General features: G+C 75.1%; 10 protein-coding genes. 4 read left to right on the top strand and 6 right to left on the bottom strand.

All coding sequences use genetic code 11. The features are described from left to right. Positions 1 to 260 precede the first annotated feature (260 nt). The 5 genes from ACQPY0_RS16585 to ACQPY0_RS16605 are packed head-to-tail and all read right to left on the bottom strand — an operon-like array spanning position 261 to position 3,913. Positions 261 to 446: a hypothetical protein gene (locus ACQPY0_RS16585; RefSeq protein ID WP_432989676.1), complete on the bottom strand. Its 186-nt coding sequence runs from the start codon at positions 444 to 446 to the stop codon at positions 261 to 263. After that, entirely contained in the window at positions 443 to 955 is a 513-nt protein-coding gene (locus ACQPY0_RS16590; protein WP_432989678.1) for a S26 family signal peptidase, read from the bottom strand. Before ACQPY0_RS16590 ends, ACQPY0_RS16585 begins: the two co-directional genes overlap by 4 nt. After that, the gene (locus tag ACQPY0_RS16595) at positions 952 to 2,784 is read right to left on the bottom strand and encodes an ABC transporter ATP-binding protein (RefSeq protein WP_432989680.1); all 1,833 of its coding nucleotides are present in this window, start codon (positions 2,782 to 2,784) and stop codon (positions 952 to 954) included. The genes ACQPY0_RS16590 and ACQPY0_RS16595 overlap by 4 nt, the downstream gene beginning before the upstream one ends. Continuing rightward, on the bottom strand, positions 2,781 to 3,356 hold the full coding sequence (locus ACQPY0_RS16600; protein WP_432989682.1) for a TlpA disulfide reductase family protein: 576 nt from the start codon (positions 3,354 to 3,356) through the stop codon (positions 2,781 to 2,783). Before ACQPY0_RS16600 ends, ACQPY0_RS16595 begins: the two co-directional genes overlap by 4 nt. An 11-nt stretch (positions 3,357 to 3,367) precedes the next feature. Further along, on the bottom strand, positions 3,368 to 3,913 hold the full coding sequence (locus ACQPY0_RS16605; protein WP_432989684.1) for a MauE/DoxX family redox-associated membrane protein: 546 nt from the start codon (positions 3,911 to 3,913) through the stop codon (positions 3,368 to 3,370). 203 nt (positions 3,914 to 4,116) lie between these two features. Here ACQPY0_RS16605 and ACQPY0_RS16610 point away from each other — a divergent pair, with 203 nt between their 5' ends. Further along, on the top strand, positions 4,117 to 7,545 hold the full coding sequence (locus ACQPY0_RS16610) for a tetratricopeptide repeat protein (protein WP_432989686.1): 3,429 nt from the start codon (positions 4,117 to 4,119) through the stop codon (positions 7,543 to 7,545). Between the two features lie 44 nt (positions 7,546 to 7,589). On the opposite strand, the gene ACQPY0_RS16615 is transcribed toward ACQPY0_RS16610, so the two are convergent. Further along, positions 7,590 to 8,153, bottom strand: a complete 564-nt coding sequence (locus ACQPY0_RS16615) for a TetR/AcrR family transcriptional regulator (protein ID WP_432989688.1) — start codon at positions 8,151 to 8,153, stop codon at positions 7,590 to 7,592. Positions 8,154 to 8,199: 46 nt separating this feature from the next. Here ACQPY0_RS16615 and ACQPY0_RS16620 point away from each other — a divergent pair, with 46 nt between their 5' ends. The 3 genes from ACQPY0_RS16620 (at position 8,200) to ACQPY0_RS16630 (ending at position 12,084) form a co-directional block, all read left to right on the top strand. Beyond that, entirely contained in the window at positions 8,200 to 9,831 is a 1,632-nt protein-coding gene (locus ACQPY0_RS16620) for an FAD-binding protein (RefSeq protein ID WP_432989690.1), read from the top strand. Between the two features lie 10 nt (positions 9,832 to 9,841). Continuing rightward, the gene (locus ACQPY0_RS16625; protein WP_432989691.1) at positions 9,842 to 10,642 is read left to right on the top strand and encodes an SDR family NAD(P)-dependent oxidoreductase; all 801 of its coding nucleotides are present in this window, start codon (positions 9,842 to 9,844) and stop codon (positions 10,640 to 10,642) included. A 143-nt stretch (positions 10,643 to 10,785) separates the two neighbouring features. Next, positions 10,786 to 12,084, top strand: a complete 1,299-nt coding sequence (locus tag ACQPY0_RS16630) for a carbohydrate binding domain-containing protein (RefSeq protein WP_432989693.1) — start codon at positions 10,786 to 10,788, stop codon at positions 12,082 to 12,084. Positions 12,085 to 12,143 lie beyond the last annotated feature (59 nt).

Genomic DNA, 12,143 nt, shown 5'->3' on the forward strand with positions numbered 1-12,143 from the left:
GAAGCGCCGCATCCACCAGTGGCTGGCAGCCGCCTGTGCCACAACGATCGTCAGTGCGATGAGCTGCGTCCCGCGGGCGCCAAGGTTGCCGCGAGGAGCGGCGCGGTGATGATGCTGACCATCAGTCCGGTCAGGTTCGCCGTGCCGCCGCCGATCGCGAACACGGTGGCGCCGGCCAGACCGGCCGGGTAGCCGACCCGCTCGCAGTGGTGCCGGTGATGCGGCGCGCGGACGTTCGCGCCGCATCACCGGCTGCGGGGTCAGCAGGCCGAGCAGAATCCGTAGTCGCTGTAGCTGCAGTCGGCGTTCTGGTAGACGCTGCGGTACCGGGGGCCCGAGCCGCAGTACGAGCAGAGCCACTGCGGGATGCAGAACGCCTTCGCCTCGGTCTGCGGGACGAGCCGGGCGAGCAGGCGCAGGCCCAGCTTCTCGACGGTGTTGATCATGCGTGCTCCTCTTCGGGTTGGGCGGCGGCGCGCGGCGGGTGCCGTGGCCGGTCCCGGCGGGCGGGTGCCGCCGGAGTCCTGAGGGGGCCGCCGGTGAGGCGGCGGGTGATGACGCCGACCAGCCGGTCGCCCGGCACCGAGCCGAACCGGCGCGAGTCGAGGCTGACGGCCGGGTTGTCGCCGAGCACGACGACGTGGCCGGGCGGGACGTGCAGTACCGCCGGCGGATGCCACGTCACGGCGGGCATCGGGTCGCCCGGGAGAGCGGCGACGCGCTTGACGAGCCGGGCCCCGCTTCCGGCGCCGACCGGCTCCAGCAGGACCAGCTGCCCGCGGCGCACCGCCCGCAGGCCCGCGCGGCGGACCAGGACCGCGTCGCCGTGACGCAGGGTCGGCGCCATGCTCAGGCCGGTGACGGTGACCAGCAGGTACCGCCGGCGCAGCACCACGAGCGCCGCGGCGAGCAGCCCGCCGGCCAGCGCGAGCGCCGGGACCGCCCAGGGGCTCATGCGGCGCTGCCGAGCGGCTCGGTGGTGTAGCCGTGGGCCTGCGCGGTGAACAGCGCGGCGTAGCGGCCGTCGAGACGCATCAGCTCCGCGTGGGTGCCGCGCTCGGCGACCAGGCCGCCGTCGAGCACCACGATCGTGTCGGCGTCGCGCAGTGTACTGAGCCGATGCGAGACGAGCACCGAGGTCCGGCCCGTGCGGTGCCGTCGCAGCGCCGCGTGTACCTCGGCCTCGGCCTGCGCATCGAGCCCCGCGCTCGGCTCGTCGAGCACGAGCAGGTCGCGCTCGTCGCGCAGCAGCGCGCGGGCCAGGGCGACGCGCTGCCACTGCCCGCCCGACAGCGCGACGCCGGTCTGCTTGGCGGACTTGTCCGCGGTACCGATGAAAAACGCCCTTGTCAGCAGGGTGTCGTAGCCGCGGGGCAGGCCGCGCAGAACCTCGTCGACGCCGGCGCGGCGGGCGGCGGCGGCGATGCGGGCGTGGTCGCCGAGGGCCGGCAGGTCGCCCACCGCGACGTTCTCGGCCGCTGTCAGGTCGTAGGTGGCGAAGTCCTGGAAGACGGCGCCGATCCGCTCGCGCAGCACCGCCGGTGGCACGCTGCGTACGTCGGTGCCGTCCCACGTGATGGTCCCGCGGGTCGGGTCGTAGAAGCGGCAGAGGAGCTTCACCAGCGTGCTCTTGCCGGCGCCGTTCACGCCGACCAGGGCGAGCGACGAGCCGTGCGGAATCCACAGGTTCACGCCGCGCAGCACCCACGGGTGCGCCGGGCTGTACCGGAACCACACGTCGCGCAGCTCGATGCCGCGCCGCAGGGCCGGCAGGGCCGCACCCGGTTCGGCAGGCGGGTCCAGGTCGGGCGGGGCGCCGCACACGTACTCGTAGTGCTCGAACAGCAGCAGCGCCTGGTAGGCCCCGGCGCCCTGCTGGACCGCGCTCACCAGCGCCAGCTGCACCCCGGCCAGGGCGGCGACGAACACCGACACGTCGCCGACGCTGACCGCCCCGGCCCGGGCGCGCCCGATCACCCAGACCAGCCCGCCGCCGGCGACGACCGCGGCGAGGCCGGCGAGCACCGTGTGGGCGCGCAGCCGGCGCAGGCTGAGCCGCCGATGCTCGGCGTTGATCCCGCCGAGCTCGGTGAGCATCCGGCCGAGGAAGAAGTCGCCGAGCCCGAACAGCCGGATCTCCTTGGCCGCCTGCGGGGTGCGCAGCAGCTGCCCGTAGAAGATCCGGCGGCGCTCGGCGTGGCCGGTGCGCCAGGCGGTCGCGGCCTCGTCGCGGCTGAGCGCCAGCTGCACCAGGAGCATCGGCACCGCCGCGGCCAGCACCACCAGCGCCGTGACCGGGCTGATGAGCATCAGGGTGGCGAGGAAGCCGGCGACGGAGACCATGCCCTGCACGACGCTCAGGCCGCCCGCGACCACCTGGCCGGGCGCGAAGTGCCCGCCGTGCTCGGCGAGCTGCAGCCGATCCTGGAACGCCGGGTCCTCCAGCCGGGCGAGGCCGGCCTGGCGAGCGACGCCGCGGTACAGCCGCTCCTGCGCCACCAGGCCGCTGCGCCGGTCCAGCTCGCCGCCGCCGTGCCGGGCGGCGTGCGGCAGCAGGGCGGTGAGGACGCCCGCGGCGACCAGGCCCGCGGCGACGCCGGCCAGCGAGCCGCCCGGCGCGGCCAACCCGTCCAGCAGCGCCTTGACCAGCCAGGCCGTCGCGACCGGGGCGAGGCCGCCGGCGGCCGCGGCGACGACCAGGGTCACGGTCGCCGTGGGCGCGGCCGTCCAGGCCAGGCCCAGCGCGCCGCGCAGCCGCCGGGCCAGGGACGCTCCGGCGGTCATCGGCCGGTGCGCAGCAGGTCGGCGCCGAGGATGGTGGCCGGGAAGGCGCTCAGGTCGCTGCCGGCGACGGCGACCGCGCCGGCGCCGTCGAGCAGGCACAGCATCGGGTACGCGGTGACGCCGAAGGCCCGCGCCACCGGGCCGTGCGGCGCCTCGACGATGACCCGGGCCACGCCGTCGAGCGCCGCGACCATCCCGGCCGCCCCGGCGCTGCCGTCCTCGTCGCCGGCGCCGCCGTCGATTACGACGGCGAGCACCGCGTCGCGGCCGGCCTGCAGCTGTTCGGCGTAGGCGGTGAACTGCGGTACCCGCTCCCGGCACGGGGTGCAGTCGGGGGAGAAGAAGCCGACGAGGACGCCGGGGAGGGCCTCGGGCTCTACCGGCTCGCCGCGGGTGGACGCGGCGAGGAACCCGCCGGGGCGCTCGCCGACGCCGATGCTCAGCGTCGGGGCCGGGCTCGGCGCCGCTCCGGCGGCCTGGTCGCGCAGCCGGCGCAGCACGCCGAGCGTCAGCACGAGATCGAGCAGGGTGAGGGCGCCGATCAGGACGACGGCGGCGGTGAGGTACGGCATCGAAGCTCTCCTTACGAGGTGGCGGACGGACGGAACGCGACGGCCAGGTCGTCGATGCGCACCAGCAGCAGCGCGCCGACGGCACCGGCCCCGGTGGCCAGCAGCGCGCCGGGCGCACCGATCGCGGCGGCGCCACCGGCGGCCAGGTCGGCGGCGAGCCCGGCGGCCGCGGCGGCCAGGAGCATGACGTTGCGCGCCAGATGCAGCGGGCCCAGGCGTTCCCGGGTCGCGCCGAAGCACTGGCACTGCGCGACGACGCCGCGGCGCAGTACCAGGCCCACGCCGGCGGCGAGCGCGCCGGCCACGGCCACGGCGGCGGCCAGCGCCCACGGCCGCGTCGCGGGCGGCGCCATCCCGGCGGCGACGGCGGCCTCGGCGGCGATCAGCACGACCGCCGCCGGCCGGGCGAGCCGCCGGGGCACCAGACCCGTCGCCGCGAGCGACGCCGCCAGCGACCCGCCGGTGGCCCGCCCCCGTACCTTGCCGGCCACCGCGGCGGCGAACACCAGCCCGACCAGGGCCGCGCACCCCACGTTCACGAAACCCTCGAGTTGCACGAGCCCTCCCCGGTGCCGCCGTCGCCTTCGACGCTATGAGCGACCGCGGGCACTGCGACTGAACCGGCGTTGAACCGGCCGGCGGCGCCCGCACACCCTGCTGAGCTGCCGAAATGCGGCGCGGCGCCGGACGGGGCGGCAGATCGGCGGCAGAACAGGCAGAATCGACGGCGGCAGATCTGGTGACGGGGACGGGGGCGAGGATGGCCGAGCTGCACCCGGCGGACCTCGGCCGCCTGCTGCGCCACCACCGCGACCGCGCGCGGCTCGACCAGCGCGAGCTCGCCGCCCGGGCCGGCGTCAGCGTCCGTGCTCTGCGCGACATCGAGCTCGGCCGGGTGCGCCGCCCGCGCAACGCGTCGCTGCACCGGCTCCTCGCCGCGCTGCCGATCGACGAGGCCGAGCGCGTCGCGGTCCTGCACGCGCTGGCCGCCGGCCCGCCGCCCGCCCCGTCCGCCCCGGGGCCGGACATCGAGATCGGCGTGCTCGGTCCGCTGCTCGTCCGGCGCGGCGGGGCCACGGTGGAGCTCGACCAGCCGATGCCACGCACGCTGCTGGCCCTCCTCGCGCTGCAGGCGGGCGACCCCGTCTCGACCGCCGCGGCGATCGACGTGCTGTGGCCCGGCGACCCGCCGCGCACGTGCCGAAACCTCATCCAGGTGTACGTCGGCCGCCTGCGCCGCCTGCTGGAGCCCTCCCGTTCGCAACGCAGCCCCGGCCGGGCGATCCGCCGCACCGCCGACGGATACCTGCTCGACCCCGAGGCGGTCCACGTCGACGCGGTGCGCTTCGCCGAGCTGGCGGCCGACCCGGCCACCGGCGCCGAGGCGCTTTCGTGCTGGCGGGGCGAGCTGTTCGGCGACGCCGAGCCGCGGCTGCGGCACCATCCGGCGGCGGTGAACCTGTCCCGGCTGCGGGCCAACGTGGCGCTCGCCGAGGCCGACCGGGCCCTCGCCGCGGGCCGCCCCGCCGAGGCCCTCGCCCAGCTGCGCGCCCCGGTCGCCGCCGAGCCACTGCACGAGGGCCTGCACGCGCGGCTGATCCGGGCGCTGGCCGACGGCGGCGAGCAGGCCGAGGCGCTGCGGGTCTTCGAGGACCTGCGCCGGCGCCTCGACGATCAGCTGGGCGTGACCCCCGGCCCGGAGGTCGCCGCGGCGCACCTGCACGTGCTACGCCGGCCGGCGCGGCGGCCCCGCCTCGCCCGGCCCGGCGCCGGCACGCCCGCCCCGGCCCAGCTGCCGCCCGGCGCCGCCGCGTTCGTCGGCCGGGCCGCCCAGCTGTCCCGGATGGACCGCCTCGCCGCCGTGCTGACCACGGACCCGCACGGCCCCGGCCCGCTCGTGGTGGTCACCGGCGCCGGCGGTGTCGGCAAGACCTCGCTCGCCGTGCACTGGGCACGGCGGCTGCGCCCGCGGTTCCCCGACGGCCAGCTGTACGTCAACCTGCGCGGCTACGCGTCCGGCGCCCCGATGCCGGCGGTCGCCGCGCTGGCCCGGTTCCTGCACGCGCTCGGCGTCGCGCCCGACCAGGTGCCGATCGAGGTCGAGGAGGCGGCCGCGCTGCTGCGCACGCTGGTCGCGGACCGCTCGATGCTCGTCCTGCTCGACAACGCCCGCGACGCCGCGCACGTGCGCCCGCTGCTACCCGCCGCGCCCGGCTGCGCCGTCGTCGTCACCAGCCGCGACGCCCTCGCCGGACTGGTCGCCATCGAGGGCGCCCACCGGGTCGCGCTCGACGTGCTGGCGCCCGCGGAGTCCCGGGTACTGCTGGGGCGGCTGCTCGGCGAGGAGCGCGCCGCGCCGGCCGAGGCGGCCGTGGCCGAGCTGGCCGGGCTGTGCGGGCACCTGCCGCTGGCCCTGCGCATCGCCGCGGCCAACCTCGCCGATCCGGGCACGCCCGGGCTGGCCGGCTACGTCGCCGAACTGCGCGACGGCAACCGGCTGGGGGCGCTCGCCGTGCCGGGCGACCCCGACGCGGCGGTCCGTTCGACGTTCGACCTGTCCTACACCGGGCGCTCCGCGGCCGAGCGGCTCGTCCTGCGCCGGCTGGGCCTGCTGCCGGGCCCCGACGTGACCGCCGCCGCGGCGGGCGCCCTGGCCGGCCTGCCGATGCCCGAGGCGGCCGTCGCGCTGGCCCGGCTCGCCACCGCCCACCTGGTCGAGGAGCACGCCCCGGGCCGGTTCGCCCTGCACGACCTGGTGCGCGCCTATGCCGCGGACCGAACCGCCCGCGACGACGCGCCGGCCGACCGGCGGGCCGCGCTCGAGCGGCTGCACGCCTACTACGCGACCACCGCCGATGCCGGCGCCCGCCTGCTGTACCCGCAGATCCTGCGCCTGCCCCGCAACCTGGACACGCCGCTCGCGCCACCCGGCTCGCTGTTCCCGGCCGCCCCGGACGACGACGGCGGCCCGCACGAGCGCGCCTCGGCGTGGTTCACCGACGAGCGGGCCAACCTGGTCGCCGCCGTCACCGGCGCGGCGCAGGACGGCCCGTTCGACGTCGCCTGGACGCTCGCCGACCTGATGCGCGGCCACTTCTTCATGTGCATGCCGACCGTCGACTGGCTCGCCGTCGCCCGCGCGGGCCTGGCCGCCGCGCTCGCCGACGGGCAGCCGGCCGCCGAGGCCGCCGCCCGCCTCAGCCTCGCCGGCCTCTACGGGTTCACCGGCCACCATCGTCGGGCGATCCGGCTGTACGGCGAGGCCCTGACCGCGGGCGAGCGCGCCGACTGGCCGGCGGTACAGGCGACCGTGCTGGGCAACCTCGGCGCCGTCCACGCCGACCAGGGCCGCCTCGCCGAGGCGCTCGAGCACCTCGGCCGCGCCCTGGAGATCAACACCCGGACCGGCTGGGACGCCGGTCTGGAGGTCAACCTCGGCAACCTCGGGGCGATCTGTACCGAGCTCGGCCGTCTCGACGAGGCCGCCGGCCACCTGGAGCGCGCCATCGTGCTGAGCCGCCGCCTCGGCCACCGCGGTGCCCAAGGCAACAGCCTCGCCGCGCTCGGCGAGGTGTGCCACGCCCGCGGCGACCTGGACCGCGCCGAGGAGCTGCTGACCGCCGCGCTCGCCCTGCACCGCGAGGTCGGCAACCGCGGCAACGAGGCCGACACCACCCGCAGCCTCGCCGCCGTCTGCCGCGACCGCGGCCCCGGCGCCGCTGCCCGGGCCCTGGACCTCGCCCAGCAGGCGCTGGAGCTGGCCGAGCACACCGGCCACCGCCGGCTCGAGGCCGACGCCCGCAACACGCTCGGCACCGTGCAGTGCGGGCACGGCCGCATCGCGGCGGCGATCGAGCAGCACCGGGCGGTTCTCGAGATCGCCGAGGAGGCCGGCTACCGGTATTCCCGGGTCCAGGCGCTGATCGGGCTCGCCGTGGCCTACCGGTGCGCCGGCCGGCCGGTCCTGTCGATGGAGCCGGCCGAGCAGGCGGTGGCGCTGGCCCGGCAGGCCTCGTTCCGGCTGCACGAGGGCCGCGCGCTGACGGAGCTGGCCGCGGCGACCCTGGCCCTCGGCGACCGCGCGGCGGCGGCCGACCTGGCCGGCCGGGCCCTGGCGGTGCACGACGAGACCGGCCACCGCCCGGGCGCCGAGCTGACCCGCGCGCTGCTGGGTGGCGTGTCGCCCTGACCCGTCGCCAGGCACATCCCGTGCGCCGAGTACCGGCACACCGCTCAGGCCGGCGGCAGCAGCCCCGCGACGGCGAGCGCGCGTGACACCTCGTCTCGCAGGCCGGCCGTGTCGATGCTGGTCACGACGATGCCGAACACCATGCGCTGGGCGAGCATGACGTCGTCGACGGTGAGCGCGGGGTCGGCCAGGCCCGCGTCCTGGGCCCGGGCCAGGGGCGGGCCGAGCAGTACCCGCATGCGCTCCGCCCCGTCGTAGCCGACGGCCTGGCGCCGGGCGTCGACGACCATCTCCACGAACGCGGCCTCGTCAATGGTCTTGTCGATGATGCGCGACCACAGGCGGGCGAAGGCGCCGGGGTCCGGGCTGGCGGAGATCGCCTCGTAGTCCGTCCAGTCCTCGTCGAAGACCGCGAAGGCGAGTTCGAGCCGGGTCGGGAAGTGCCGGTAGAGCACGCCCTGGCCGACGCCGGCCTCCTTCGCCACAGCGGAGAGCGGTGCGTGGTATCCGCGCTCGGTGAAGACCTTGCGCGCGGCGGCCAGGATCGCCCGGCGGTTGTCAGCCGACGCAGCCGGGCCGCGGTTGACCTTCCGGGTGTTGCCGGGCACACTGGCAGTATAACCGGACAACATTGTCCGGTTGGAGGAGGTACCGATGACCTTCGACAAGAGCTATGACGTCGTCGTCGTGGGCACCGGCGCGGCCGGCTTCGCCACCGCCCTGGGCGCGATCGACGAGGGCCTGTCGGTGCTGATGCTGGAGAGCACCGCGAAGTGGGGCGGCAACAGCGCGAAGTCCGGCGGCGGCATGTGGCTGCCCGACAACCCGCTCATGCGCCGCGACCGTGCGGGTGACTCCCGCGCGGAGGCACTGACCTACCTGGAGGCCACCGTCGGCGACGAGGGTCGGTCGTCCAGCCGGGAGCGCAAGGAGGCGTTCGTCGACGGCGTCGCCGACTTCGTCGGGACCGCGCAGAAGTACGGCATGGCGTTCGTGCGCGCCGCGGAGTACGCCGACTACTACCCGGAGCGGCCGGGCGGGAAGATCGGCCGCGCGATCGAGCACAAGCCGTTCGACGTGCGCAGGATCGGCCCGTGGTGGCGCTCGTCGCAGGCGCCCGCGGCGATGCCGATCCTCACCGACGACGTGTGGCTGCTGGGCCGGGCGTGGTCGACGCCGAGCGGGTTCCGCCGCGGTGCCCGGCTCGTCTTCCGCACGGCCGGCGGGCTGGTCCGCGGTGCCCGGCTCGCGGGCATCGGCGCCGGCCTGATGGCGTCGTTCCTGCACGTCGTGGTCGTCAGGCACAAGGCCGAACTGTGGCTGGAGTCGCCACTTCTGGACCTTGTCGTCGAAGACGGCCGGGTCGCCGGCGTGTGCGTCACCCATCAGGGCAGGCAGCTCACGGTCGGCGCGAACCGTGGGGTGATGCTCGCGGCCGGCGGGTTCGACTACAACCGCGAGTGGCGGCGCAAGTACCACGGCATCGACGGCTCCCCGTCGGGTGCACCGGGCAATCTGGGCAGGCCGATCGACATCGCGATGTCCCACGGTGCGGCCACCGAACTGCTCGACGACGCGTGGTGGGGCGCGTCCGTCGCGGCGACGAGCGTCTCCGAGCCGTCGTTCATGGTCGGCGAACGGTCGTTCCCGTTCTCGATCATCGTCGACGCGCGGGGCGACCGCTTCGCCAACGAGTCGGAGTCCTACGTCGACCTCGGTCACCACATGCTGGATCACGACAAGGCCGGCCCCTACTGGATGATCGCCGATCGCCGGCACGCCCGCCGTTACCTGCGCAACTATCTGCTGGATCCGAAGGCGAAGCGCGCGATGCAGCGCGAGGGGGTGCTGTTCAAGGCCGCCACGCTGCCGGAACTGGCGAAGCAGGTCGGCATCGACCCGGCCCGCCTGACCGCAACGGTCGAGCGGTTCAACGGCTTCGCCCGCTCCGGCGTCGACGGCGACTTCGGCCGGGGCAACTCGGCGTACGACCGCTACTACAGCGACCCCCTGGTCCACCCCAACCCCAACCTCGGCCCGCTGGAGCACGGACCGTTCACCGCGGTCAAGGTGGTCATCGGCGATCTCGGCACCAAGGGCGGCGTGGTCACCGACGCCGAGGCCCGCGCGCTGCGCGAGGACGGATCGGTCATCCACGGGCTCTACTCGGCCGGCAACAACTCGGCCTCGGTGATGGGCCGGACCTACCCGGGTCCCGGCTCGACGATCGGCCCGGCCGTGGTGTTCGGGCTGCGCGCCGCCCGCCACATGGCGCACGGAAACTAGGGGGACCGCGGTGGAGATCAGGGACAACGTCTTCGTCGTCACCGGCGCCGGCAACGGCATCGGCCGCCAGGTCGCCCTGGCGCTGCTCGCCCGCGGCGGCCGGGTCGCCGCCGTCGACCTCAGCGAGGCCGGCCTCAAGGCCACTGCCGACCTGGCCCGGGCCGGTGACCGGCTGGCTACCGTGCCCGTCGACATCACCGACCGCGCGGCGGTCCTGGACCTGCCCGCGGCGATCGTCGCTGCCCACGGACAGGTCGACGGCCTGGTCAACGTCGCCGGCATCGTGCACGCCTTCAAGCCGATCGCCGCGCTGAGCTTCGAGGACATCGAGCGGGTCCTGGCGGTCAACTTCTGGGGCACGGTGAACACCACGAAGGCCTTCCTGCCGTTGCTGGCCGCCCGGCCCGCGTCGTCGCTGGTCAATGTCGCCTCGATGGGCGCGCTCGTGCCCTTTCCGGGGCAGGGCGCCTACGGGGCGAGCAAGGCGGCGGTGAAGCTGTTCACCGAAGGGCTCATCGCCGAGCACCAGAGCGGGCCGCTCAAGGTGACCGTAGTCTTCCCGGGCGGCATAGCCACCAACATCCTCGGCAACTCCGGCATCGACGCTCGCAGCGCCGTTGGTCAGGCCGGGGCGGCGGTCAAGCTCACCCCTCCTGAGCAAGCGGCGCGGCAGATCGTCGACGCCGTCGTCAGCGGCGCACCACGGGTCACGATCGGCAAGGACGCACGGATGCTCGACCGCATCTCCCGCCTCATGCCCGCACGAGCGATCCCCCTGATCGCCAAGAAGATGCGAGAGCTGGTGAGCTGACGCACGCGGCAGTCCACGGTACGGCGGCGGGTCGCCGTACCGTCTGCGCGTGCTGCAGGCGGAACTGAAGGCCACCATAAATGATCTTCAGAAATAGTTAACAAACCTTGACATTTGGTGGAGCGACCCATTCTCATCAATGTATGCGTAGGTGGAGAGGTCTGGCGATCGGCGCCGGGTGCGTGACGGCCGCCGTGGTGGCGATTTCCGCGATGGTGCTGCCGGCCAGCGCCGGCACGAACCCGGTCGGCGATCCGGGGTTCGAGTCCGGCCTGTCCGGGTGGTCGTGCAGCGGCACGACGAGCGCCGCGACGGGCACGGTCCATTCCGGGACGTACGCGCTGAAGGCGACGCCCAGCGCCGGTGACACGGCCCAGTGCACCCAATCCGTACCGGTCTCGCCGAACACGACGTACACGCTGACGGCGTGGGTCAACGGCAGTTACGTGTACGTCGGGGCCGCCGGCGCGAGCATCTGGACCCCGTCCACCGGTGGGACGTTCCAGCAGCTCACGACGTCCTTCACGACATCATCCACGACCACGAGCGTGACGGTGTTCGTGCACGGGTGGTACGGGCAGCCGACGTACTACGCCGACGACTTCGTCCTGACGGCCGGCTCGGGCGGCGGCGGCACGACGGCGCCGCCCACCCCCACGACGCCGCCACCGACCTCCGCTCCGGCCAGCCCGACGCCGACGAAGAGCCAGTCGCCGACGAAGAGCCCGACGCCGACGAAGAGCCCGACGCCGTCGCCGACCGGTGGCACGGGCCCCGGTGCGAGCCTCGCGGCCTGCCCGTTCTGGTCGACCGTCACCCCACCGGCCCGGGTCGTCGGGCCGAGCCACAACTCGACGAGCCAGGCGCCGCTGATCAGCCTGAGCGGCCGGCTCCCCGCACCGTCCACGGTGACCGGTGCGCTCAGCGGCTCGAGCGTGACGATCACCTTCAGCCGGGTGACGGGCGCCGCGGCGTACCGGGTGTGGCGCAACAGCCAGTCGATCGGCTGGGTCGACGACTGGGGCCAGGCGACGCTGTCCGTGACCGACACCGCACCGTGCCGCAACGCGCACTACACGGTCGCGGCACTGCGCTCCGACGGGAGCGACGCCTCCACCGGCGCGCTGTCCCAGCCGTACATCCTCGCCGACAGCGGGGCCGTCCAGCCGTACGCCATTCCCGCCGGAACCCAGTTCGAATACGAGATCACGTCGTACAACGACCTCGGCCAGACGGCGAGCGGCATCAACACCGCGCTGGGCATCTGCGCGGTCGACACCCGGTACATCCCGTGGGGAACCCGCTTCAAGGTGGACGGGTACGGGTACTGCTACGCGGCCGACATCGGCACCTGGATCCAGGGCCAGATCGTGGACGTGTGGCTCCCCGGCGCCGAGGCCGACAGCTGGGGCGTGCAGAAGCGGACGATCACCATCCAGTAGTGCACCTTCGCCGGGTCGGCCTGGTCGACCACGGCGGCGCGTGACCGGGCCCGGCACGA

It is taken from the genome of Dactylosporangium sp. CA-233914 (genome assembly GCF_050942935.1).
In the GTDB taxonomy this organism is placed as follows: domain Bacteria; phylum Actinomycetota; class Actinomycetes; order Mycobacteriales; family Micromonosporaceae; genus Dactylosporangium.

Coding starts and splice junctions, on each gene's coding strand:
- ACQPY0_RS16585 (WP_432989676.1), bottom strand. CDS start 446: ATGATCAACACCGTCGAGAAGCTGGGCCTGCGCCTGCTCGCCCGGCTC.
- ACQPY0_RS16590 (WP_432989678.1), bottom strand. CDS start 955: ATGAGCCCCTGGGCGGTCCCGGCGCTCGCGCTGGCCGGCGGGCTGCTC.
- ACQPY0_RS16595 (WP_432989680.1), bottom strand. CDS start 2,784: ATGACCGCCGGAGCGTCCCTGGCCCGGCGGCTGCGCGGCGCGCTGGGC.
- ACQPY0_RS16600 (WP_432989682.1), bottom strand. CDS start 3,356: ATGCCGTACCTCACCGCCGCCGTCGTCCTGATCGGCGCCCTCACCCTG.
- ACQPY0_RS16610 (WP_432989686.1), top strand. CDS start 4,117: ATGGCCGAGCTGCACCCGGCGGACCTCGGCCGCCTGCTGCGCCACCAC.
- ACQPY0_RS16620 (WP_432989690.1), top strand. CDS start 8,200: ATGACCTTCGACAAGAGCTATGACGTCGTCGTCGTGGGCACCGGCGCG.
- ACQPY0_RS16630 (WP_432989693.1), top strand. CDS start 10,786: ATGCGTAGGTGGAGAGGTCTGGCGATCGGCGCCGGGTGCGTGACGGCC.